At 71.0% G+C, this 22,427-nt stretch carries 29 protein-coding genes and 2 pseudogenes; 27 read left to right on the forward strand and 4 right to left on the reverse strand.

Annotated features, from left to right (window positions below; genetic code table 11):
- The first annotated feature begins 66 nt into the window (after window positions 1-66).
- From ABZX75_RS28365 to ABZX75_RS28460, 20 genes and pseudogenes are all read left to right on the forward strand, one after another.
- A complete protein-coding gene (locus tag ABZX75_RS28365) occupies window positions 67-2,697 on the forward strand; it encodes a DNA translocase FtsK (protein ID WP_355415421.1) in 2,631 nt (876 codons plus the stop codon).
- Between the two features lie 191 nt (window positions 2,698-2,888).
- The gene (locus ABZX75_RS28370) at window positions 2,889-3,767 is read left to right on the forward strand and encodes a hypothetical protein (RefSeq protein ID WP_355415423.1); all 879 of its coding nucleotides are present in this window, start codon (window positions 2,889-2,891) and stop codon (window positions 3,765-3,767) included.
- A 158-nt stretch (window positions 3,768-3,925) separates the two neighbouring features.
- Window positions 3,926-4,603: a hypothetical protein gene (locus tag ABZX75_RS28375; RefSeq protein ID WP_355415425.1), complete on the forward strand. Its 678-nt coding sequence runs from the start codon at window positions 3,926-3,928 to the stop codon at window positions 4,601-4,603.
- 102 nt (window positions 4,604-4,705) lie between these two features.
- Window positions 4,706-5,305: a hypothetical protein gene (locus ABZX75_RS28380; RefSeq protein WP_355415427.1), complete on the forward strand. Its 600-nt coding sequence runs from the start codon at window positions 4,706-4,708 to the stop codon at window positions 5,303-5,305.
- A 121-nt stretch (window positions 5,306-5,426) separates the two neighbouring features.
- Window positions 5,427-5,657 (forward strand): hypothetical protein, encoded by a 231-nt coding sequence (locus tag ABZX75_RS28385; RefSeq protein WP_355415429.1) that lies wholly within the window; start codon window positions 5,427-5,429, stop codon window positions 5,655-5,657.
- A 103-nt stretch (window positions 5,658-5,760) separates the two neighbouring features.
- Window positions 5,761-6,423 carry a hypothetical protein gene (locus ABZX75_RS28390; RefSeq protein ID WP_355415431.1) on the forward strand — a complete coding sequence of 221 codons (663 nt, stop codon included), beginning with the start codon at window positions 5,761-5,763 and terminating at the stop codon, window positions 6,421-6,423.
- 108 nt (window positions 6,424-6,531) lie between these two features.
- Window positions 6,532-7,062: a hypothetical protein gene (locus ABZX75_RS28395; RefSeq protein WP_355415433.1), complete on the forward strand. Its 531-nt coding sequence runs from the start codon at window positions 6,532-6,534 to the stop codon at window positions 7,060-7,062.
- A gap of 19 nt (window positions 7,063-7,081) precedes the next feature.
- Complete coding sequence (locus tag ABZX75_RS28400) at window positions 7,082-7,696, forward strand: hypothetical protein (protein ID WP_355415435.1); 615 nt, start codon at window positions 7,082-7,084, stop codon at window positions 7,694-7,696.
- A 90-nt stretch (window positions 7,697-7,786) separates the two neighbouring features.
- Window positions 7,787-8,260, forward strand: coding sequence for a hypothetical protein (locus ABZX75_RS28405; protein ID WP_355415437.1), 474 nt, complete (start codon window positions 7,787-7,789; stop codon window positions 8,258-8,260).
- 14 nt (window positions 8,261-8,274) lie between these two features.
- The gene (locus tag ABZX75_RS28410; RefSeq protein ID WP_355415439.1) at window positions 8,275-8,529 is read left to right on the forward strand and encodes a hypothetical protein; all 255 of its coding nucleotides are present in this window, start codon (window positions 8,275-8,277) and stop codon (window positions 8,527-8,529) included.
- 87 nt (window positions 8,530-8,616) lie between these two features.
- Window positions 8,617-8,898, forward strand: a complete 282-nt coding sequence (locus tag ABZX75_RS28415) for a hypothetical protein (RefSeq protein WP_355415441.1) — start codon at window positions 8,617-8,619, stop codon at window positions 8,896-8,898.
- A complete protein-coding gene (locus ABZX75_RS28420) occupies window positions 8,895-9,377 on the forward strand; it encodes a hypothetical protein (RefSeq protein WP_355415443.1) in 483 nt (160 codons plus the stop codon). Before ABZX75_RS28415 ends, ABZX75_RS28420 begins: the two co-directional genes overlap by 4 nt.
- Window positions 9,374-9,637 carry a WhiB family transcriptional regulator gene (locus ABZX75_RS28425; RefSeq protein ID WP_355415445.1) on the forward strand — a complete coding sequence of 88 codons (264 nt, stop codon included), beginning with the start codon at window positions 9,374-9,376 and terminating at the stop codon, window positions 9,635-9,637. The genes ABZX75_RS28420 and ABZX75_RS28425 overlap by 4 nt, the downstream gene beginning before the upstream one ends.
- Window positions 9,638-9,773: 136 nt before the next feature.
- Complete coding sequence (gene dnaN / locus ABZX75_RS28430; protein ID WP_355415447.1) at window positions 9,774-10,898, forward strand: DNA polymerase III subunit beta; 1,125 nt, start codon at window positions 9,774-9,776, stop codon at window positions 10,896-10,898.
- A 302-nt stretch (window positions 10,899-11,200) separates the two neighbouring features.
- The gene (locus tag ABZX75_RS28435) at window positions 11,201-11,752 is read left to right on the forward strand and encodes a hypothetical protein (RefSeq protein ID WP_355415449.1); all 552 of its coding nucleotides are present in this window, start codon (window positions 11,201-11,203) and stop codon (window positions 11,750-11,752) included.
- A gap of 71 nt (window positions 11,753-11,823) precedes the next feature.
- Window positions 11,824-12,165: pseudogene (locus ABZX75_RS28440) on the forward strand (hypothetical protein); the annotation flags it as partial.
- A gap of 499 nt (window positions 12,166-12,664) precedes the next feature.
- Complete coding sequence (locus ABZX75_RS28445) at window positions 12,665-13,141, forward strand: Pycsar system effector family protein (protein ID WP_355415451.1); 477 nt, start codon at window positions 12,665-12,667, stop codon at window positions 13,139-13,141.
- Window positions 13,142-13,160: 19 nt separating this feature from the next.
- Window positions 13,161-13,340, forward strand: coding sequence for a hypothetical protein (locus tag ABZX75_RS28450; protein ID WP_355415453.1), 180 nt, complete (start codon window positions 13,161-13,163; stop codon window positions 13,338-13,340).
- Window positions 13,341-13,464: 124 nt separating this feature from the next.
- Complete coding sequence (locus tag ABZX75_RS28455; RefSeq protein WP_355415455.1) at window positions 13,465-13,695, forward strand: hypothetical protein; 231 nt, start codon at window positions 13,465-13,467, stop codon at window positions 13,693-13,695.
- 100 nt (window positions 13,696-13,795) lie between these two features.
- Window positions 13,796-14,383, forward strand: a complete 588-nt coding sequence (locus ABZX75_RS28460) for a hypothetical protein (protein ID WP_355415457.1) — start codon at window positions 13,796-13,798, stop codon at window positions 14,381-14,383.
- Window positions 14,384-14,729: 346 nt separating this feature from the next.
- Here the strand turns inward: ABZX75_RS28460 and ABZX75_RS28465 are convergent, their stop codons facing one another.
- Together ABZX75_RS28465 and ABZX75_RS28470 are read right to left on the reverse strand one after the other, a co-directional pair.
- Window positions 14,730-17,207, reverse strand: a complete 2,478-nt coding sequence (locus tag ABZX75_RS28465; RefSeq protein ID WP_355415459.1) for a site-specific integrase — start codon at window positions 17,205-17,207, stop codon at window positions 14,730-14,732.
- On the reverse strand, window positions 17,197-18,336 hold the full coding sequence (locus tag ABZX75_RS28470) for a tyrosine-type recombinase/integrase (protein WP_355415461.1): 1,140 nt from the start codon (window positions 18,334-18,336) through the stop codon (window positions 17,197-17,199). The genes ABZX75_RS28465 and ABZX75_RS28470 overlap by 11 nt, the downstream gene beginning before the upstream one ends.
- A 66-nt stretch (window positions 18,337-18,402) precedes the next feature.
- Here ABZX75_RS28470 and ABZX75_RS28475 point away from each other — a divergent pair, with 66 nt between their 5' ends.
- The 5 genes and pseudogenes from ABZX75_RS28475 (at window position 18,403) to ABZX75_RS28495 (ending at window position 19,968) form a co-directional block, all read left to right on the forward strand.
- Window positions 18,403-18,552 carry a hypothetical protein gene (locus ABZX75_RS28475; protein ID WP_355415463.1) on the forward strand — a complete coding sequence of 50 codons (150 nt, stop codon included), beginning with the start codon at window positions 18,403-18,405 and terminating at the stop codon, window positions 18,550-18,552.
- Window positions 18,549-18,866: a hypothetical protein gene (locus tag ABZX75_RS28480; protein ID WP_355415465.1), complete on the forward strand. Its 318-nt coding sequence runs from the start codon at window positions 18,549-18,551 to the stop codon at window positions 18,864-18,866. Before ABZX75_RS28475 ends, ABZX75_RS28480 begins: the two co-directional genes overlap by 4 nt.
- 149 nt (window positions 18,867-19,015) lie before the next feature.
- A complete protein-coding gene (locus ABZX75_RS28485) occupies window positions 19,016-19,480 on the forward strand; it encodes a hypothetical protein (protein WP_355415467.1) in 465 nt (154 codons plus the stop codon).
- 37 nt (window positions 19,481-19,517) lie between these two features.
- Window positions 19,518-19,793, forward strand: a pseudogene (locus ABZX75_RS28490) (hypothetical protein); the annotation flags it as partial.
- Window positions 19,759-19,968, forward strand: a complete 210-nt coding sequence (locus ABZX75_RS28495; RefSeq protein WP_355415469.1) for a hypothetical protein — start codon at window positions 19,759-19,761, stop codon at window positions 19,966-19,968. The pseudogene ABZX75_RS28490 and the gene ABZX75_RS28495, both read left to right, overlap by 35 nt.
- A gap of 93 nt (window positions 19,969-20,061) precedes the next feature.
- On the opposite strand, the gene ABZX75_RS28500 is transcribed toward ABZX75_RS28495, so the two are convergent.
- Together ABZX75_RS28500 and ABZX75_RS28505 are read right to left on the reverse strand one after the other, a co-directional pair.
- A complete protein-coding gene (locus tag ABZX75_RS28500) occupies window positions 20,062-20,313 on the reverse strand; it encodes a hypothetical protein (protein WP_136227664.1) in 252 nt (83 codons plus the stop codon).
- Window positions 20,313-20,534: a hypothetical protein gene (locus tag ABZX75_RS28505; RefSeq protein WP_158754914.1), complete on the reverse strand. Its 222-nt coding sequence runs from the start codon at window positions 20,532-20,534 to the stop codon at window positions 20,313-20,315. Before ABZX75_RS28505 ends, ABZX75_RS28500 begins: the two co-directional genes overlap by 1 nt.
- Before the next feature lie 341 nt (window positions 20,535-20,875).
- Between ABZX75_RS28505 and ABZX75_RS28510 the strand changes: the two genes are divergently transcribed.
- Both ABZX75_RS28510 and ABZX75_RS28515 read left to right on the forward strand, forming a co-directional pair.
- Window positions 20,876-21,283 carry a hypothetical protein gene (locus ABZX75_RS28510; protein WP_355415471.1) on the forward strand — a complete coding sequence of 136 codons (408 nt, stop codon included), beginning with the start codon at window positions 20,876-20,878 and terminating at the stop codon, window positions 21,281-21,283.
- A gap of 56 nt (window positions 21,284-21,339) precedes the next feature.
- Complete coding sequence (locus ABZX75_RS28515) at window positions 21,340-22,392, forward strand: hypothetical protein (RefSeq protein ID WP_355415473.1); 1,053 nt, start codon at window positions 21,340-21,342, stop codon at window positions 22,390-22,392.
- The last annotated feature ends 35 nt before the right edge of the window (window positions 22,393-22,427 follow it).

Consider the following 22,427-nt stretch of genomic DNA (forward strand, 5'->3'; position numbering starts at 1 on the left):
AACCGACCAAAGCGATGCCCGGCTTCCCCGCCCCGCGCTCACCCCCGAACAGGAGGCGTGAACAGCATGACCGAGATCGACACCAACCCGAAAGTCGACGACCCGCAGCTGTGGGCCAAGGTCGGCCAGGCCATGGACCGCAAGGTGCTCTGGGAGGCCGCCGAGCTGATCGTCTCCACCCAGTTCGGCTCCCGGTCCATGCTCCAGCGCAAGCTGCGCATCGGCTGGGAACTGACGGGCCGGATGATGGACGCGCTGGAGGCCCTCGGCGTCGTCGGCCCCGAGCAGGGGTCCATGGCACGCGAGGTGAAGATCAAGCTCGTCGAGGACCTGGAGCCCGTCTTCGAGACCCTCTACGGCGACGGCGGCACTGCCTTCACGGCGCTGCTGCACACGGACCGCGAGGCGCCGGCCGCCATCCCGGCCCAGCCGGAGGACCTCCCGGACGACGAAGACGAGGACGCGGACGGCGAGCCGGCGCCGGAGCACAGCCGGCCGGTGGAGGGCACCGTCTACACCCCCGAGGAGTGGAAGCTGCGCGAGGACCCGGAGGGCGACCGCCCCTGGATCAACCCGCAGCTGCGCACCAAGGACGGCCGCAAGGCCCGCTACGCCTACCTGCGCCGGCAGGCCCGCCGCCGGGTACGGAAGGCCGCCGCCCGCCAGCTCACCACCCACGGGATCGTCCCCCGGGCCCTGCGCGGAGAGCGCCGGATGCGCTCCTGGGTCATCGGCATGGAGGGCTACAAGGCCGCGGCCGACGAGCGCCTGGCGCTCGCCGCCGTCGAAACGGCCAAGCGCAGCGCCCGCCGCGCGCAGCTCGCACTCCTGAAGCGCGAACAGAAGCAGGCCCAGGCGGCCAAACTCCAGCTGGAGGCCGGCAAGCAGCTGGCCGTCGCACAGAGCGCCCGCAAGAGCGCGAAGCGGGCCGTCGCGTTCCGCGCGGGAGCCACCTATGGCCCGCTGGTCCTGGCCGACGCGGCCGCCTACGGCTTCGCCGACGTATGGGGCTTCCTCGGCGCCCTGGTGCTCAACCTCGCCGGTATCTCCATGCTGGGCCGCGACGTCGAGGTCAGCGAGGAGGAGCTGGAGCGGCTGGAGCGGATCGAGGCCGGAGCCCCGCAGCAGGTCAGCGTGGGCATGACGCCGCGCATGTTCGAGCAGATGATGCGCCAGGCCCTCACCGAGGACCTCAAGCTGACCCTCTCGGCGCTGCGGGTCGACCCCCACGCCTGGGGGTTCGAGATCCACGTGTGGCTGGAGCGGATGACCCCGGAGAAGATCTCCAACGGGCTGGACACGCTGGAGGCATGCCTTCACGGCGTGCGCACCGGCAGCGTGCTGCTCCAGCAGTCCGCGGAATCCCGCAATTACTGTGTGATCCGCGTACCGGGCAGCAATCCCTGGCAGGCCGTTCCCGAACTGCCGGTCCGGGAACCGAAGTCCGTTTCCACTGCCGACCTCCACAAGGAGCAGATCGGCGGCGACATGGCAGGGCGGCCCTTGGCCCTGCCGATGTGCCGCACCAATGTGAACGTCGTCGGCAAGAGCCGGTCGGGGAAGTCCACGATCCTGCGGGCCATCCTGGACGTGCTCACCGCGACCGAGGACCAGATCATCATCGGCATCGATCTGGGCGGCGCCGGCAGCGGCTTCGGCGGTCTGCGGCACGCCATGCACGTGGTGGCCACCACCCCGGCGGAGGCGAGGGAGGCTCTCCAGTGGGTGCTGGACATCGGCAAGGGCAGGCCCGGGCTCTTCGACCGCCTCGGCATGGGCGAGAACTGGGTCACCTCCCGGGAACGGCCCGGCATCAAGGTCGTCGTGGACGAGTTCCCCGCGCTGGTCCGCGAGAGCCGCAAGGGCTACTACAACGAGGACCTCAAGCGGCAGGTCTCCTGGGACCTCGACGGCATGCTAGCCGAGATTTCGATCACCTGCGCCAAGAGTGACGCCACCGAGATCATCGCCGGACAGGGCGTCACGAAGGAGAAGATCAAGGACAACACCTGGGTAGTGGAACTGCCCGTCCAGGTGCTGGCCGCCTGCGACAAGGACGACGTCATCCAGGTCCTCGGCGACGGCATGCTCGCCCAGGGGTGGCGCGCCGACCGGCTGGTGCCCGCGATGGGTGCCCAGATCAACGACGCCTCCGTGGTGTACGTGATGGCCGGCAGCGCCTACTGCGAGCCCATCCCGTACCGCGGCTGCTACGCCGACCCCGACGAGCTGCTGCGCCGCGGCCGGACCCGGGCCCAGGACGGGCTGGTCGACATCGACCCCGAGTCCGCGAAGCTCAGCCGCATCTCACTGCGGAGCCTGATGGAGACCAGCGCCCGGAACTACGCCGCCGGGGACCAGGAGCAGGGCGCCGTCCCCCAGCTGATCGCCTCGATCCGCGAGGTCTTCCGGGCGGCCGGGGACCCGAGCGGCCTCCAGTTGGAGGAGATCGCGGCCGGCCTCGCCCAGCACGACGCCGACCGCTGGGACCTGGAGGCGTTCGACGGGGAGGACACCGCGGACCAGGAGGCCGCCCGCGCCGTCGCGCTGAAGGCGGCGATCAAGGCGGTGCTCGCCCCCGGCGGCAAGTCCTGGACGACCGACAGCTACCGGCGCCCGGGCGAGAAGAGCACGGTCAAGGGCTACTGCCTGCGCCACCTCAAGAAGATCACCGGCGAGGACGCAAGCGCCTCCTGAGGGCAGGAACACCTCAGGAACACGCAGGTCAGCGCGCCGGAACAGGCTGAGAACAGGGACGGAACACCTCACGGGACCGGTGGCGGTGTTCCCCTCCCCGCGCCTGTTCCCGCCGTGTTCCGGCCCCCTGACCTGCACGTTCCTCCCTGTTCCCGGCTGTTCCCCGCCCGAAAGATCCCTAGGAGTCCGTAATGATCGACCCGTCCCGCACCCACGACCCGGACGCCGGCTACTACCGAATCACCGCCGAGCGTCGCTTCAACTACCTCCAGCTCGACCCCGACCACACCATTCGCGTCGTGTGGCAGGCCCTGCCCGTCACCTGCCCCATGTGCGGCGCCGACACCGGCCTGACCCTCGTCCTCGAACGCAGTGCGCAGCCCGTGGTAGAGGTGCTCTGCCCGGCCCGGCACGAGTGGTCCGAGCACCTCATCGACCCCGCCCACTTCACCGCCTGGGCCGACATGCGCTGGACCACCCCGAACTGGGACATGTACTGGATCCTGGAGGCCGGGTTCGGCGAGGAGCCGCCCCCGCCCATCGACCTGGTCGAAGAGGTTCCCAAGGCCGCACGGATCGTCACCAAGATCCTCGTCCGCGAGGCGAAGAAACGCGTCCGCCGCCAAGTACGCCGCCGCGTCCGCAAGGTGAAGAAGAAGGCCCTCAACGTCGCCTACTCCCCGGTCGCGGCCCTCATCCGCACCGCATGGGCCATGCAGGCCGGTATCCCGCAGGAAACGCCCGACCCGGCGGAGAAGAAGGGCAAGCAGGACCCGGGGCCGAAGATCCCCTCCGTCGCCAAGTACCGCGCCGCGTACGGCATGCCTGCGCCGGTCAAGGGGCCGGCGTGCCTGGTCTGCGAGGACAAGGGGCGGATCGTCGCGCCGGGCCTGGACATCACGTGCACCGAGTGCGAGGGCCCGGCCTCGGCGGCCCGCGCCCGCGCCGGCGGCCGCACCCCCGCGGGCTCGAAGGCCCGGCCGCGCCGCGAGGAGGCGGCCGCCGGCGCCGGAGCGCCTGCGGCGGGCGGCCCTCGCCCCGGCGGCGACGTGCCCAGCGCCGACGCGTAGGTGGAGAGCCCCACAAATCCCTGAATGCATTCTCTTGAAATGCATTTGTCGAAGATGCATACTTGAGTCATCGCAAGGCCCCCGGGCCAGCGAGCAAGCCCCGCTCCTCCATGCACGTACCCGGCCGGGAACACCCGGCCCGACACGACGGAGAGACCATGCCCACGACCAGCGCCGGAGACCTCGACAAGGTCACCACGGAGGCCCGCGCCTACCACCACCCGCACTTCACCGGAGCCTCCACCGACCGGTTCAACCGGATCGTCTTCACCTTCCGGCCCTTCACCGGCGCCGAGCAGGAGCCCGCGCGGCCGCTCGAAGCATGGAAGGACGAGAGCCTCACGCCCCAGGCCCGCGCGTTCATCGACGCCGAGTACGACGAGGCGTCCCGCCTCTGGCGCGAGGCCGCCTACACCGCAGCCCTGAAGCAGGCCACTGATGGCGCCGCCTTCCTGTGGGACAACTACAGCCGGGCCCGCGCTGCCATGGACCAGCTGTTCACGTCCCTGGACAGCACGCCCGACACGCACTGGCGGGCCACTGTGTCCCAGCTGGTCAACGCCCAGAACAAGGCGCTCGATGCCGCGATCAGCTGGGACCGCAAGGGGCTGGAGATCGCCACCGTGCACGAGGGCCACTTCTACAGCGACCTCTCCCACACCGATGTGTACAAGGCCGCCTCGGTCGACCCGAGCGAATGGGTCATCGGCAGCTTCTACGACTACCAGTCCTTCCGGGGTGGGCTGCTCGCCCGCGAGGTCCAGCAGCGGATCGACGCGCAGCGCGAGCACCTGCGCACAGTTGCCGCCATCTCCGGTGACCGCAGCCCGGCCTGACCCTCCCGCATCTCCTCCTCCCGGGGCGGCCGCCAGGTCGCCAACTCAGCCGCCCGCCCCGGGGTCTCTCACCCCGCCAGTACGCAGCCGAAGGAGCCCCTCGTGACCCACACCTTGGTCCACCCCGCCGACACCGCCCGCCCGCAGTCCCTGAAGAACCGCCCGGTCCGGGCCGCGCGCGCCCGGCGCGCCGGCGTCAAGGTCCTGTCCGCCGTGATCCGCTACGACGGCATCGTGCTCGCCGCCGGCACCGCCACCGTCGGATTCCACGCGATCGTCAACCACGACGGCCCGCTCGCGAAGCTGAGCACCCCGGGAGCCGTTGTCGCCGCGCTCGCCCTCATCGGCGCCCTCTACGTCATCGACGCCTTCGCCATCGGGCTCATCGACTGGATCAACCCGGACCGCTGGGACGGCGACACCACCTACGCCCTGGCGGAAGAACTCGGCAACATCTGCGCCGATGTCGACTCCGGAGCCGACCCGGAGGAGATCCGCCACAGCCTGCACACCAGCGAACTGCTGCTGACGGCCGGCGCGCTCTCGCGCAGGCTCGCCGTGGCCTTCGCCGCGCGCGGCAAGGAGGACGAGGCCCAGCACATGTACGCGGCCACCTTCCACCTGCACAGCGCGGCCGACAAGTTCGGGCACGGGCACGCCGGTGACGGGCCGGCCGACGACGCCCGCAAGGATCTTCAGTAGAGGCGCCCCGGGGACGGCGGCCAGGTCGCCAAACTCAACCCGCCGTCCCCGGGTCTCCCAACCCGCTCCAACCGGAGCAGGGGGCCGGAACCATCGTCCCTCACCACCGCGAGGAGCCCAAATGACCCCCCGACCCGAGACCCAGGCCGGCACCGCCGACGACATCACGGCCGCGGTCCTGGCCGCCAAGACCGCGCGTGACACCGCCGTATCCGAAGCCGAGAAGAAGTTCTGGCAGCGGATGGGCGAGCTCAGCAAGAGCTACCGCGGCGCTCAGAAGGACGTCGCCGCCGCACTGAACGTCGAGCGCGACGCCGTCTACAAGAACGTCCGGAAGTACACGGACGCCTGATCCGCACTGCACTCGGGGCCGGCCGCCAGGTCGCCAACCACTCAACCGGCCGCCCCCGGAGCTCCTGACTCCACCGTCCCGCAGCAGGCAGGAAGGCTTCGCCATGCCCGTATTTGCAGCACCCACCGCCTTCGGCACCCCGGCTCCCGACGCAAGCACCCGCCTCCTGGCCGACGAGGTCGAAGCCTGGCTCAAGAAGATCACCCCGGCCACCGCGCCGGCCCCGGCTCCCGCCTCGCCCGCTCCTGCGGCCGGATTCGACATCGCCGCCCTGGTGGCCGCCGGCCTCGCCGAGGTCGAGCGCAGCGAACGAGCTACCGCCGCCGCCCAGGCCGCCGCCCGCCCCTCCCTGCTCGACCGGATCACCCGCCGCCACCAGCGGCCGGCCACCCGCGCGAGCCTGCACATCCGTCGCGCTGCGGCCGTGCTGGCCACCGGCGGGTGGTGCCGCGGGGAACTCCGCGACGCCACCGGTCGCCACTGCATCCTCGGCGCCCTCATGGCCGCCCCGGCCGACGCCGACACCACCAACCGCTCCCACATCTACATCCGCTCCGCAATGGCCGAACCGGCCGCGTACGCCCAGCCCACGGCTGCCTACCGGGCCCGAATGGAGGCGCAGTGGCGCAGCGAGGGCCGCGACCCGCGGGCCCTGAGCCGCCAGTTCGACATCGCCGTGAACAACAACATCGCGGTCCCGACCGTCGGCGCCGTCCTCGACCTCCTGCAGCGGGCCGCCGAGCTCGCCGAGCGCGCCGGGGACTGACAGCAGGGAAACCCCCTAGATGAAGTGATGAATTATAGGTATAGTTTTCTTGTGGGGGTTCGGGCACTCTTTCCGCCTGACCCCCGAACTCAACCCGGAAGGACCGCCATGCTGCGCATCTCCACCCAGCGCTTCCTCTTCGGGGCAGGCCGCTACAGCAAGTACGCCAAGGCCATCGCCCCCGACGCCGAGAAGCTCGTCCGCGACAAGTTCGGCTCCCTGCCGGCCGTCCACCTGGTCCTCAACGGGGACACCAGCCAGATGGACCACCTGGTGAACACCGCGGAGGCCCAGCTCCTGACCGGCATCAACCCCACGCAGGTCAATGCCGTCAGCCGCTCCGACCGCCACTCCCGCCGGGCCTTCGGCCAGACGTCCATCGACCGCGACGGTGTGCTGATCGTCCTGCAGATCCCCAACATGCGGCACGAGCGCGACGTCCGCGAAACCCTCGTGCACGAGCTCGTCCACGCCCACCAGCTCGGCGACCGCTCCGCCCGCGAGCTCCACCTCAAGTACCTCAAGCACGTCTGGGGCCGGCAGCCCATGAAGGCCAACACCCTCAGCGCCTACGAGCTGCTGATCGAGCAGCGCGAGGCCGAGGCCTACGGCGCCGAGGACCTGGCCGCCCAGCTCTGAACCCGACAGGAGGACCGCCATGAAGATCCGACTTCCCTGGCCGAGCCGCGCGGACCGCCGCCTCTGGCGCGCCGCCACCACCTTCTCCGACCTCGCCGAGCTGACCGCCCGCTGGCTCGAAGGCGACATCCGCTCCTGCGCCGGGAACATGCCGAACTACGGGCCCGACGAAGAGACCCTGCCCCTCATCCCCTGCCTGGCCGCCGTGAACCGCGCCGGATTCCTCACCGACGACTCCCAGCCCGGCCACGACGCCGCCGACTACTCCGGCAACCTGTGGGAGCAGCGCGCCGCCGTCACCGGATTCGTCGCCGACGCCGAGATTCTCACCCGCCTCGTCGACTTCGCCGAGCAGGCCGGCCTCGACCGGCTCGTCCGGTTCCAGGGCGACGAGTTCCACCCCGGCATGGTCGTCTCCCGCGTCAACGGCCTGGACTACACCCGGTACGGCCGAACCCTCAGCCGCACCGAGCTCCGGCACTCCTGGCACAGCCGCCTCGTCGGCGACACCGCCTTCGACACCCTGGCCCGCGCCGCCCAGCTCACCATCGCCGACACCGCCTTCGAGCCCAACGACTTCCTCTGGACCGTCCTGGACGAAGCCCTTCGCCTGCCGAGCACGGCCGGCCGCTGACGGCCCCCCCGCGGTGCCCGGCCCCACCTCCCGAGGACCGGGCACCGCCGAGGACCGGAACAGCCGGCCCGCCACGAGACGGAGAACTCGATGACCACCACCACCGTCCCGCCCTCCGACACCGACTTCGACGCCGTCCTCACCGACATCCTGCGCCGCGCCGCCGCCAGCGCGCTGCCGCTGACCACCGGCATCCTCCAGCTGCTCGGCACCGCCGCGCAGACCGAGGCCCGTCTGGCTGCCGCCGAGGCCGTATTCCCCGGCATCACCCGCCTCACCGACGACAAGCCGGCCGCCCTGGCCGTCTACACCGTCACGCGCCACGGCCTCTCCCTGGGCACCTACGCCACCCGGGAGGCGGCCCGCGCCAAGGGCGAGGCGTGCCTGAAACGCTGCCCCCTCCCGGAGGGCGTCCACACCACCTGGGCACCGGACAACGGCGACGAGCACGCCCCCGAGGACCTGATGACGTTCGGCCCCGGCCCGGATGACGAGTCCGTCACCAGCATCCGGACCACCGTGCTGCCCGTCCTCGTAGGCTACGACCCGGAAGCCGAGGGCTGACGGTGTACCGGGTCATGTGGGAGGTCGACGTCCCGATAGAGCGCGTCGGCACCAGCGAGCGGGGCGTGCATGTCTTCACCGGCCTCGCCGAGAGCGGCCGCGAGGCCCGCCAGGCCGCGCGGCGCGCCTGGGAGACGGCCCTCCTCCACACCCTGGCCGGCCAGGACGTCCCCGCCGCCGCCCACCGCACCGACTGGTCCGCCCGCGGACTGCGCCCCGGCTGGGACCTGCGCTGGGACCAGGCCACGCACAAGGGCATCGACCGCTAGCTCCGCCCCGGGACGGCCGTCAAGGCCTGAGAAACCGCCGGCCGCCCCGGGCCCCTCACCCGCCAAGACGAGAGAGAGACCACCATCATGCACGCCACCCGTCGCAAGCAGCACCACACCTCCACCGCCCGCCGGCTGAGCACCGCCGGCCGGTTCCTGAAGTCCCTGGCCAAGGCCAATCCCCTCCTCGCCGACCGGGCGTTCGTGTGCAGCCGCTGCGCCGTCGCCTGGCAGGGCGACGAGGCCGACTGCTGGAGCTGCGGCCTCCCCGCCAGCTTCTCCTCCCACGACTACGGCTCGGCGCTCCACCACCTCCTGGCCCCCACCAAGATCTCCCGCAACCTCGTCCCGACGGGAGCGGCGTCGTGACCGGGCTGGCCTCCCTGACCTGGCTGATCGGCACCCAGGCCCTCAGCGACCACATCACCGCCCGCGTCAACGAACTTGTCGAGGCCGGCACCGAGTACGCGCAGGCCTGCGCCAAGGTCACCGACGCCGCCGACGCGAGCGAGGCCTGGGCCATCGCCGCCACCCGCCAGACCTGGGTCCGCCGTCACGACGTCGAACCCGACGAGATGCCGGTCCGCAGCCTGTACGTCCTAGAGCGCACCGCCACCCACGTCGTCGTCGCGTACATCGACCTCGACAAGGCCTCCGACGACACCGACGACGGCGACCGCGCCAACCTCCAGCCGCAGTGGATCGCCCAGAACGACCACTCCCAGGGCGTCGAGTACCCCTTCGACCTTCTGGACATGTCGTTCGAACTCGCGGCCTGGGAGCCCTTCGAGCACCTGCTGCCCACCGCCGCCGTCCCGGCCGCCGGCACCACGGGGGTGGGGGAGTGACCACCAGCGAACCCGCCCCCTGGCCGCGGCTGACCGGCAACGAACCGTGCCGGGCGCCTGACGCCGACCCCGAGGACTGGACCGGGACCCCGAAGCAGCGCGTGAACGGCCAGCTGGCCTGCCTCAGCAAATGCCCCGAGGCCACCCGCAAGCAGTGCCTGGCCTGGGCCCTGGACCACCCGACCCGCGCCGGATCCGCGATCTGGGCCGGCACCACCCTCAGCGACCGCCGCCGCCTGCGCGCCGACACCACGGCCTGACGGCCACCACCCCCGCGCCCGTCCGTCCGGTACAGGCCTCTACGTACCGGACGGACGGCCCCCGACCTCACCCGCACACCCGGGCGCACCCCGGCCCAGGCCGGACAGCTGCCCGCACGCTTGGAAGGGAGCACCGATGAAGCTCCGTACGGACCTCGCCCCGCTCGCGGCCGCCGTCACCGACGCCGCCCGGGCCCTGCCCGCCAGGCCCCCCGTCCCCGTCCTCGCCGCGATCCGGCTGGAGGCCGCCACCGGCGCCCTGACCGTCGCCGCCTTCGACTACGAGACCAGCGCCCAGGCCACCGTGGACGCCGAGGTCACCACCCCCGGCACCGTCCTGGTCTCCGGCCGCCTCCTCGCCGACATCACCCGCACGATCAAGGGCAGCCATCCGGTCGACCTCGAACTCGACGGCGTCCGCCTGGTCCTGACCTCCGGCCGCACCCGCTACACCCTGCACACCCTCCCGCTGGAGGAGTACCCCCGCCTGCCCAGCCCCGGCGAGGCCAGCGGCACCGTGGCCGGGCCCGCCCTCGCCGAGGCGATCCACCAGGTCGCCACGGCCGCCGGCCGCGACGACGCCCTCCCGATCCTGACCGGCATCCAGGCCGAGATCACCGACGACACGATCACCTTCGCCGCCACCGACCGCTACCGCTTCGCGCTCCGCCCCATCGCCTGGACCCCCGCCACGGCCACCGGCGCCACCACCCAGACCACCATCCCGGCCCAGTCCCTCGCCGAGGCCGCCAAAATCCTCGCCACCGACGAACAGGTCCACCTCACCCTTCCTGCCGCCCGCGGGGTCCTCGGCCTGGCCGGCCGCACGCGCACCCTCACCCTGCGCGCCATGGACGGCCAGCTCCCCGACCACAAGGGCCTGTGGCCCACCGACTTCACCGCCACTGCCGACCTAGACGCCACCGAACTCGCCGCCGCCGTCAAGCGCATGGCCCTCGTCGCCGAACGCGGCCACCCCGTCAAGCTCCACCTCACTGACGGCACCCTGGCCCTGAGCGCCGGCACCGCCGACGACGCCTCTGCCCGCGACCAGGTCACCGCCACCACCGACTTGCTCACCGGCGCCCCCGTCACCATCGCCTTCAACCCCGGGTACCTCCTCGACGGCATCACCGCACTGAAGACGGACCGGATCCGCCTGCAGATCGTCCACCCGGTCAAGCCGGCGCTCCTCATCCCCACCGACGAGGACCCCACCGCGCTGCGCTACCTGATCATGCCGATCAGCCAGTCCGGTTGATCAGCACCCCGGGGCGGCCACCGCGCAGGCCGGCCGCCCCGGCCCGCGGCGCCGACCGCCGCCCCACGTTCGGACACACCACCCCTACGCCAACCACGCGAGGAGAAGCAGATATTCAAGGCCGGCGACGAGGTAGAGATCCTCGCCTGTGAGGACGACCCCCGGGCCAGGGGTAAGAAGGGCAGGATCGTCGATGAGGTACCGCCCGGCGAGCTCACCGGGGGCCGGTGGACGGTGAACAAGATCAGTATCTTCATCGCCCCTGTCCTGTGCCACGCGCACGAGCTGCGCGCCACGGGCCGATGACGATGGTGGACGCCGCCCAGCAGTGGATCTGCTGGCTGCAGGTGGTCCTGCTCTGCGGCGGAGGCGTCGTCGCTTTCATCGTCTTCACCTTCAAAGCGCCGCACTTCGTTGCGACGCTGACCGACATGCTCCGCCCCCGACCCGGCCGCCCGGCCTCGGATTCCAGCCCCAGCGCCGTGTGCTGGCAGGTGATCCAGCAGGACCACGACCGCATCAAGGACGAGTACGGCCGGCTGCGCATCGACCCCTTCCGCAGCTCCGAGCTCGCCATCCTCGACGACCTCACGGTTCCCGAGGCCGCCGCCCTCCACGCGCTCGCCGAAGCCAACGACGCCGCCGAGACCACCGATTACCCGACGTACGAGAAGGCCGTGCTGCACCTGGCCAAGGCCTGGTGTCACGCCCAGGCGCTTACCGAAAGCGCCGAACCCTGCACCGTGGTGTCCCGCGCACTTGCACCTACGGCGCCCAGCACGTCCCCCGGCGCCGAGTTCGCTTGGCGCCGGCCGCACCCGCCCATCCCGAGAGAACGAAGGACCTGTCGATGACCGAGCACCGCAACCGCGACCTCCAGGCCGCCGCCCTCATCGCGGCCGCCGCCCCCGCCACGACCGAGCAGCTGCTCAACCCGTCCGACACCTCCGCCGGCCGGCCCAAGGTCGTCACCCTCTGCGGCTCCACCAGGTTCTGGCGCGAGCTCGGTGAGGCCAACTTCCGCGAGACCGTCGCCGGCCACGTGGTTCTGGCCCCCGGCTGCGACATGAAGAAGGCTCATCCGCTGTGGGAGGAGCCCGCGGCCGCCGAAGGGCTCAAGGCCGCCCTCGACGCGCTGCACCGCTGGAAGATCCGGGCCTGCGACGAGGTCCTGGTCGTCAACACCGGCGGCTACATCGGCGACTCCACCCGCGCCGAGATCGCCTACGCCCACCGGCTCGGCCGGCCCGTCCGCTACACCGACCCGGTCGGCCACGCCGTCATCCTCCACCGGCCCGGCCTGGACCCGGTACGGATCGGCCCGTACGAACACGAGAGCCGAGCCGAGGAGATCGCCGCCGGCCTGCGCAGTCAGCTGCACCACACCGCGCACGTGGAGGGCACCGTTATTACCACCGGCACGTTCCGCCCCGACCTCGACCACCTCGACCCGCAGGTCCCGAAGGACCCGTACGCGCTGGCCGAGGCCATGGACAACGACTCCGGAGGCGACGGCACCGGGCGTAACTTCCCCGACCTCTACACCCGCCTCTGCGCCCAGGAGCCGCCCGAGTATGCGAGCAACCTGTGGGGGAGGGCCTGCTCCGCATACGACTACCTGCACGCCGACCCCGCTGACGAGTAGTCGACGGCTCTCCCAGATGGCAATTACAAGTTGGCCAAGTCTGCATTGACATGCCAACTCAGACTTGGCAATATCGGGGTGTGGGCAAGGGCCCCGCACCGACGACCGGAGGCAACGAATCGTGGAGCAGAACCAGCAATTATCGCAGGCCGTCCCCACCGAGGCGCGCCTGGCCCAGGCCCGCACCGAGGTGATCGCCGAGATGGGCAGGACCGACGCCAAGGCGTCCGCGCTCCTGACCGTTCTCGGCCTCCCCCTCGCCGTCCTGATCGCCACCGTCCCCGGGCATGACCTCCCCGTCGCCGCCACCGTCGCCGCCGGGGTCGGCGCGGCCGCCCTGGCCGCCGCGATGCTCCTGGTCCTGCTGATCGTCCGCCCCCGCCTCGGTGGCGATGTCAGCGGCTCCTACCTCCACTGGGCGACCTGCACGCCCGAGCAGGCCGCCGCCGACATCGCCACCGACCGCAGCGCCGAGCGGATCGTGGTCCTCTCCCGGATCGCGGCTCGGAAGTTCCGCGCGCTCCGGCTCGCCATCGACATCACCGCCGGTGCCGTTGCCCTGCTGGTCCTCGCCGGGATCATCGCCCTCGCCGTCTGACCGACCGAAGGAGAGAGACATGCTCGCCGAACTGATCCGCCAGGCCCTCACCCGCCTGACCACCCCGATGAAGACCGCAACGTTCAAGTGCCACAAGTGCGGGCTCTCGATGAAGATCACCGACTACCCCGACCGCATCGGACCCATCCTCGACGTCGCCCTCACGCACGCCTGCAAGTCCAAGGTCAAGGCGCTCTGACCCCCGGGGACGGGCGGCGTCACCGGCTACCAACCAAGCCGCCCGCCCCGGGCCAGCCCAGCCCGCTCTCAACCGGAGCAGGGGGCAGATACATCGTCCCTCAACCGTCACGGAGCCGATCACCATGACCCCCACCAGACCCGACACCCCCGAGGCCACAGCCGCCAAGGCCCGCCTCGACAAGGCCGCCGAGGTGCGCAACAAGGCCATCGAAGCCGCCAACCGCGCCTACTGGGCCGCGGTCAAGGCCGAGATGGACGCCAAGACCCTCACGCAGAAGGCGGTGGCCGACCACCTCGACTTCAGCCGCGAGCACGTCCGCAACCAGGTCAACCGCTACACCGCCGACCAGTAGGCCGGCGCAGCAGATCCCAGGGGCGGCCGCAGCATCGGCCAAGAGGTACGGCCGCCCCCAGGGCTCCCCGTCCAGAGCAGAACCGAGGAGAACACTCATCATGAACCACCGCGCCGCCACCTTCGCCGCCGCCTACGCCTTACTGCGCGCAGCGGCCGATCACGCGGACCACTGGGGCCAATCCGACTTCGACTCCCAGGCCAAGGGCGCCACCGACGCCGCCCAGGTGAGGTACGAGCACGAGGACGGCACGGTCACCACCGTCGGCACCGACGGCGGCCGCCGCGCCTGCCTCCACCACGTGCTCCAGTACACCGCCACCCAGGGCCTGGTCCTCGTCGCAGGCACCCGCGCCCTCGGAATCCGCCTGCACCCGGCCGCCCTCGCCGCCGCCCTCGCGATCTCGGGAGCCACCCACTTCGCCGCGGACCGCAGGGTTCCCCACGGCCTCCTCCAGCGGCTCGCCGAGGCCACCGGCAAGAAGAACTTCTTCAACCTGGCCGACTTCGGCATGAACGGCCGGTACTGCCTCGACCTTCTCTGCACCAACGCCGGCATGAGAAGTACGAGGGAGCGTGACACGTCGGATCAGCGCCGGAATCGGGCGACTTCTCCCTCGATTCGAATCAGGAACTCCGTGATCGGGGCTCCGCCGCTGTCCGGAATGAGGACCAGGTCTTGGGCATAGATCGTCTCGTCTGCGGCCAAGGCGGCATCCTCGTCACCACGGCGCCAGGCGTCACGGGACGCGGCGAAGAGCGGAGCAAGCTCTTCCCACGCCGGCCCTGGTTCAAAGCGACAGTCAGACCAGAACATGTCGCCGCTTTCGAGGACCAAGGTTCCTGCCAGTCGCTCACCCTGTCTGAGCTGCCAACTCTGCTCCGTCATGTTCCCCTCCCGTGGTGCGACGGGCACTCTAGCGTGCCGCGACCTGGGGCGAACGGGAATGACCTTGAGGTGGCTGTTGGACTGCTTGGATCTCGCGTTCGTAGTTCTTCCTGTGGAGACAGCGCGCTTCTGGTCCGCGCTGCTGATCATTCGGTTGTGGGTCGGCTGTGAGGGACAGAGGGGATGCCAAGGTTCACCGGAGGAAGCTGCTGCGAGCGGTGGACCTGGGCCCGTTTGGAGCGCAGGAACGTCAGGGTCAGCTCGATGCCTTCGACCTCGCCCTTCCAGCCCTGGGCGATCGCGTGCTGGCGGCGGGCGATCAGGTCGTCCTCCAGCTCGTCCAGCCGGGGCAGCATCGTCGGGTTGACCGAGAGCATCGGGCATCTGATGCAGGCGTGCTCATGCGCGCAAGGGGTGCCATAGGGGCGCCCGCAGGAGCCCAGCTCGACCTTCCGCTTGTCGAAGTGATCCTGGAACTCCGACCACTCCTCCGATGTGGGGTCCCGGTACTCCTCCTCGGGCCGCAGCTGGCGACGCTGGTCGAGGAACTGCTGGTAGTGCCGCACGATGTCGTCGTCGAAGACCGCGACGTAGCCACGAGTGGTCTGGATGTTCAGGTGGCCGAGCAACGCGGCACCGATGTGGATGGGCAGCCCGGAGTTGACCAGGTCGGTGGCGAAGATCCTGCGGAAGTCGTGGGCGGAGAATGTCGTCCCGACGAACTCGGGGTGGGTCTTGGCCAGTTCGGTGCAGCACTTGCGCAGGCGGCGCCAGATCGTGCTGGTGCTCATCGCCTGCCGCTCCAGGCCGGTCTGGGTCTGGAAGAGGTAGGGCAGGGGCGGGCACCACACCTTCTCGTGGACGTCGTACCGGGTCGCGATCGGCACTGTGCCGTAGGTGGCGCGGTGCCGGCGGATGACCTGAGCGATGACGTGGAACAGTTCGGCGGACATCGGGATCACCCGCTCGCGGTCCGTCTTGGAGGGAGTGACGACCAGGAGCGCGACAACCTCGCCGTTGGGGCGCTGGTAGTTACGGACGCTCAGGTGGGTCAGTTCGGTCAGCTCCTCGATCCGCAGGCCGGCGTGCCGGAGCACTTCGACGACGGCCCAGTCCCAGAAGGCCGCGGTCTCGTCCCGGGTGACGGCGACCAGCTCGCCGGTGTCCCGGTTGACCGCCCGGACGGGAAAGGACTTCTCGGTCTTGGCCCGCTTGAGGTCGTACTCGCTGGCGGTGCGCTGCCACTGTGCGCCGGCGGCGGTGAACCGCTCACCGGGTTCGACGGCCTGGGCGGCAGTGAGAATCTCGCGCAGCCGCATCCACTGGCTGGTGACGTGGTCGACCAGCAGGGGAAGCAGGGGCTGGCGGACGCGGGTGCGTTCGGCCATCCGTGCATGGATCTCGCGGCGGCGGACGTTGAACCAGCGCAGTTCGGCATCCCGGACGGGGCAGGGCACCGACCACGCTGCCCAGCGCTCGGGTTCGGCGACCGCCCAGCTCTGCAAGTCCAGGTAGAAGGTGCGGACCTTGAGCAGGACGCCGTCCATGTCGAGCCGGGGGCGGCCGCCGGGCAGGACGGAGATGGTCTCCTTCCACTGCTGGTAGGTCTCCTCGCTCAGCCGCAGGTCGGCCTGGTCGGGGTTGACCTTCTCGACGTTGCTCCAGAACGTGCCGGGCAGGATTCGGGCCAGCTGCCGCAGCGAGGAGTGGTCCAGGTCGGCGGCGCGGCGGCGAAGGTAGTCCACCAGCAGGTTGCGCACGTTGGTGTTGCGCAGCTGCTGGCGGTCGACGAGTTCCTCGACGCTCTTCTGGCCGCCGACGAGGGCGGCCCGCAGCACGTGCGGAGCCGACGGCGGGAAGTGTCCCGACTCGTAGAGGATGTGCCAGGCCGCGATCGCCGCGTAGTTGTACTCCTGGCCGCGCTTGGTGGCCCCGCGGGTGAGCTGCTTGCGCCGCGACTCCAACGAGTAGTGCAGCAGCACCTCCGGTGTCAGGTCGGCCAGGGAGATCCCGAACACCGTCAGGGCGCAGGCGACGTCGAACAGCGCGGTGCGCCGGGCCGCCGGGGTCGCGTCGGAGGCTTCGACCGCGGCGTGGAACTTGTCCAGCAGCGGGTCCTTGGCCACCAGGCGGAAGTCGAAGGCGTAGTTTGGGTAGGTGTGCCCGCGGAAGGCGTCCAGGCTCGGACGGATCACCCGCAGGCAGAACAACTGCCGGGTGCCCGAGATGAACAGCTTGCGCAGCTTCTTGTCATCGCCGCCCAAGTCGCCGGGATTCGTGCCGTACTCGTCCAGCCCGGCCGCCACCCATCGCTGCTGCCAGGTCTTGCCCGGGACCCGCTGGAGGTGTTCGAGGATCGTCACCGTACTGAGGCGACGCAGCCGGCGCCGCTCAAGGCCCTCGTCATCCCAGGCTGCAACGGCCGTGTCGGCCACCTTGGCCAGCGAGGCCCGGGAGAGATCACCGGCCGGCCGGGGCGGGTTCTCCGGCTCGGGCGGCGGCGTGGGCTGGATGACCTTGGTGTTCACCCGGTCCGCCGGCGCCTCCCGCAGGGGGTTGCGCTGGATGCGTCCGGTCGTCGGGCCCATCGCCCGTGCGTTGTAGCCAGCGGTACTACCGGGCACCGAACACCGCCTCGACGTCGGCCGGATCGTAGGTCTGCGACCAGCGGATTTCCTGGCGGGGTCGCTGGTAATGCTCGGCGAGCTTGTCCATCAGGTCCTCCAGGCCGACCGCGGTGTAGCGGGCGGTGGTGCTGAGATGCGCGTGCCGCAGGATCGTCTGCACCTCCACCAGCGTCAGCGAGGGATCGCGCGCCATCCGCGTGGCCGCCGTGTGCCGGGTGTCGTGCAGCGTGTAGTTCGTGCCGAGCACAGCGTTCGCCCGCTGGAGCACGCGACGCATCGCCCAGTAGGTCAGCTGTCGGGGATCACCCCGGCGGGTCCGCCAGAGCGGCCCGCCCGGCTCGGGCAGACCGGCCTGGTCCAGGTAGGCCGCCGTGTAGGCGAACGCCTGCGGGGACGCGGGCACCGGATCTCGCTGCCCTGTGCCCTTGGTGATCACCCACAAGCGTCCGGCCGACCAGTCCACGTCCTCCAGACGCACCCCGAGCAGTTCGCTGGCGCGGGCACCGGAGCTGACGTAGCAGGCCAGCAGGGCACGGTCCCGATCGCATCTCATCTGCGCGAACAGCTCGTCCCACAGCCGATCCGGAATCGCCCGGGGCTGGCGCTCCCGCACCTTCGGCCGCAGCCGGGCCCGCCTGGTGGGAGCCGGCGTCTCCAGCGGGGAGCGGTGAGCCAGCCTGGCTCGGCGATCCCGGCTCTCGGGCACCGGGTTGACCACCGGCCCCCGGCCGAAGTGCTGGTGGAAGGCGTAGAAGCCGTGCACCACGGTCAACGCGTGCGCGATCGTCCGCGGCGCGTACCCATCCAGCAGCGTGGCCTTGCCCGTCTTCGGATTGACCACGCCCGCGGGCATCGAGTTCGGCCGCGAGCGACGCCGCTGCGGATTCGGCGCCGTCCGCAGCCAGCCGACCATCGCGGTCGTCTCCGCCTCGGTCGCCTGCTCCCAGCCGACATCCACCGCCCACAGCACCCGGAACCAGCGCAGCAGGTCGTACCCGTAGCTGCGGCCGGTCAGCGCGCTCGCGTCGCCGAGCGCCAGATCCCGCAGGTATCGGCTCACCGGCTCGACCTCCCGGCCGGCGGCGTCGACCACGAACCACGGCAGCGAAGGTCTCGACCCCTTCACCACCGCACCGACCGACGGTAACCGGCCGCAGCCATCCATCAGATCCCGATGTACGGAGGACATTCCATGAAACGAGGACATGCCGAGATCCTCGGTACCCGCCAGCCGGAACACCAGCGGATCACCAACTTGGTGCAGTCAACAGACCAGAGCTGGCACCACTCCTGGGAGACCCTGGCCGCGCTCGTCGCCACGGTGCAGGCGTCCCACCGGTGAGCGCCGACAACCCGACCGCCGTCGCCGCCATCCGCCTCGGTCTGCACGCGCTGCGCGAGAACGCGCTCGGCGACACCGCCGACCACGAGGACCAGGCCGCCGTCCTCCAGTCCCTCTACGACGACCGCAACCAGTCCGGCAGCGTGCTCGGGATGCTCTCCGACCTGCTGACCGACATCGGCGTCCGGATCGAAGAGCAGGGCGGCGAGGACATCACCGAGGTCATCGACGAGGCCGCCGCGTACGTCCAGGACTCCGCCGGCCAGCGCCTGGAGCGGGCCCGCACGGCCCTCACCGCACTGGAGGCGTCGTGAGCGTCACCGGCCACGAGGACAGCCCGCCCGCCGAGTGCGACGGCTGGTCCGACCGACCCGACCTTGTCGGCCTGCGGCACGGTCGGGTCGCCCGGCCCGTACTTCTTCCTCAAGCCTGATCACCGCGACTACTCAACAACGGAGGACCCGTGTTCCGCAGGAACCAGACCACCCCGACGCCGACCCCGAGTGCGCCCGAACAGCCGGAAGCCATCGCCATCAACTTGGACGAACTTGCGGCACTGGAACGGGCCTTACTCGAAGCGGACCGGCTGCGCCGCCACTGGATGGACGGCCCCCCGCGCTTTGGCCAGGTATTGCTCACCGTTCACGACGTGATGGCGATGTTGTACCAGCGCGCCGGCGCCGCGTCTGTGGTCCACCAGGCAGACCCGCAGCGCGCCCGTATCCCCCTCTACCGTCACGAGATCAAGTGGCTCGCGGACGCGATCATCTGCATGGAACGGCATTACGCCCGGGAGGGCCGGCTGTCCGAAGCGCGGCAGCTTCACAACCGCTTCAACGCTCTGCTGGGGCAGGCGCACGCCATCACCCACATGGGCGGCACGCCTGTCTTCGCCCCCGAGTTCCCACAGTTGCCCGAGGGTGCGTGATCCCGTCGCCCCGCAGCTGAGCCAGTTCGCCTACGCGATGCCGACCGCGACCACCAACGTGGAGTTTGGCCTGGACGTTTCGACGGGGCGGGCGGTGCTGGGCTTCCCGCCCGACTGCCCCAACCCCGAGCGCAACAGGTACCTGATCTACGTGGCCCGCCGCTACGGCGTGCCGGTGTGCACCGCCCTGACCGACACGGTCGCCGCCGCCCTCGCGCTGTCACGAGCAGCCGCTGATCCCACCGCACCACAGCCAGCCACCCGAGGAGGAATCCCTGATGGAACGCGTGTACCTCAACAACCGCAGCGGTGAGCGCCGCATCCACGTCGAGTTCGACGAAGTGGAGATCGCCGAACTGCTCGCCGAGCTCGGCGAGCCGACGTCCGGCTCCGGACGGCAGCTGGTCGAGATCCTGGACGCCGCGCAGCAGCGCTTCGGCCACGGCGGACGCGAGCGCGGCACCGCGCAGACACCGACCGGCACCTGAGGGATCGTCGACCGGGCCCGGCCCGAAGACAAGAGCCCCGGACCTCGCGTCCGGGGCTCTGCGGTGGCCGGCTGTTCATGGCCTTCGAAGGAGTCAGTCCGTCTCGACGTAGGCGACCAGGACCAGGGTGCCGAGGGCGGTCGGCACGTACAGGATCCGGACGCCGCCTTCGCGGTGCTCACGGATCGCACCGTGCTTCGACAGCACGCCGATCTCGGGATTCCTGGAGACGGCCACCAGTACGGGGTCGAGCCGGAGGCGTTCGGCCTCCGTCATCTTCTCGACCTGGTCCTGGGCCACGTCGTAGAAGACGATGCGGGCGCGCTTGGGTGCGTGGCGGCCCATCAGGCGACGTGCGAGGTGGGAGCGGAGTCGTCGAGCGGGGGCTGCCCGAGGTTCTCGCGCAAGTCCTCCCAGGAGGTGACGGCGTCCAGATCGACACCCTCGCCGGCCAGGCGCTCCAGGACGTAGGCGATCTGCGGGTCGCCGTCAGCCATCTCCCGCGCGTCGGCCCGCAGGGCCTCCTGCTCGGCTGGGTCGAAGACGATCCGCATCGCGGCCTCCAAGTCGTAGATGCTGCAACGAGGCTAGCGCAGGAGTACACGACCGGAACCCGGAAGGCGAAGAGGATGCGGAGACCACCCGGTGCCGCGGGAACCCGTGGTCGGCGGAAACGAAAGCGGCCGGCGCCCACTTCCGCCGAGGCGGGTGGCAAGGGCGCCGGCCAACCGAAAACACACACTCCGGGAGACCCGAGAGGCGTATCTCGCCTCCGAGTGTATCCGTACGCCGCGGCGTTGCGGACTCACTCCACTTGCCAACGGTGATGTAAGCTAGGTAAGGTTTTCTTGCTTGCAGGTTGTGGCAGCCTGCGGCACCGACTACACACCGACACCCTGGAGGCCCCGTGTCCTTCTCCCTCACCCACCCCGCCGGCAGTGCGACGCAGGCCGCGGCCGCCGCATCCGCCTGGCCGGCCACTGCCGCGGCCGCCGATGCCGAACTCGCGCACCTCGCCGAGCTCCTGGCCGAGGCCGGTGTCACCGCCCTCCCTGCCGCGGGCGTCCTGGCGGTCCCCGGCCTCGCCGCCGGCCCGGGCGACACCGCCGGCATCCGGGTGCGCACCACCAGCAACCCGCCGCACGCCCTGTACGTCATCGCCGTCGGCCGCCTCACCCCGCACGCCGGCGCCGCCAGCGCCTTCGCCCACCTTCGCCCGCTCATCGACGCGGCCGCCCGCCCCTGCGACGGATGCGGCGCCGAGGCCGGCAAGCCGTGCAACCCGGGCTGCCTGCCCGACCCCACGACCGACTGACACCCCCCGCCGGCGGGGCGCGACGAGCGCCCCGCCCCGTGATGAAGGAGAAGCACGTGATCCGCGCCGGACGCCTGCAGTACGTCCAGACCATGTCCGACCTGGCCGACGCCCTCGGCAAGAAGCTCACCACGCTCCGAAACCAGAAGCCCTACGCGGCCGAGGGCCACCCGGCGCCGATCAGCTCGCCCGACGCCCGCAACCAGCTCTGGGACGCGGAGCAGACCAAGGCCTACTACGCCGGCGAGCCCATCCCCGAGCTGCCCCAGGTCGACGACGACGAGGACCTCCTCGACCGCCACGAGGCCGCCGAACTCCTCGGCATCGCCCCCGTCACCTGGAACACCTACAAGAGGGACCCGGCCCTGGCCGCTGGCACGGTTCTCGTGCCAGCCGGCCCCAAGGGCACCGAGCACTGGCCCCGCCGCCTGGTCCTCGCCTACAAGGACAGCCGCCCCGGCCGCGGCGCCGGCGGCGGCCGCCGCGAGGGCAGCGGCGACATGATCCCCCGCGACGAGATCCTGCCCCGGATCGCCGAACTCTTGGACGCCGACCCCGCCGTCACAGTCGAGACCGTCTCCGATACCCTCGGCATCACCAAGTTCCCCACCGCGCAGTCCGGCCTGGCCACCCTCCGCGGACGCAGGATCGCCGACCTCGTCGAGCAGCAGCCCGACCTCGACCTGAAGGACGCCGCTCTCCAGCTGGGCTACCCCGCCATCACCCACCGCGCCGCCGTCGCCTTCGCCGAGCGGGAGCTCCGCGCCCGCGGTGCCCAGCCCTACCTGCAGCACACCGCCGACGTCCTGGCCGCGGCCGGCATCGCCCAGCAGGCACAGGTGGAGATGCGCCAGCTCGACGGAGGAGCCGTGGCCGCCGCCGTACTGCTCGACACCGACCAGCCGGCCGCCGCCGCGGTGTGGGACTCCCGCTACGGCTGGCGGACCTCGACCAGTCGCCGGCACCCCATCGGCAAGGACACCGACACCCCGCCCGAGGGCGAGGGGATCCGCTACCTGGGCAGCGGGCTGCGTCCCGAGCCCGAGGAGCTCCTCGCCGCCCTGCGCGACGGCCGCAAGGGCACCAAGCGCCCTCACACCACGCCCTGAACCGCGCACCGGCTATCGAGACGCAGGCGCCGACG

The sequence above is a fragment of the Streptomyces sp. NPDC003038 genome (assembly GCF_040611115.1).
Lineage (GTDB): Bacteria > Actinomycetota > Actinomycetes > Streptomycetales > Streptomycetaceae > Streptomyces.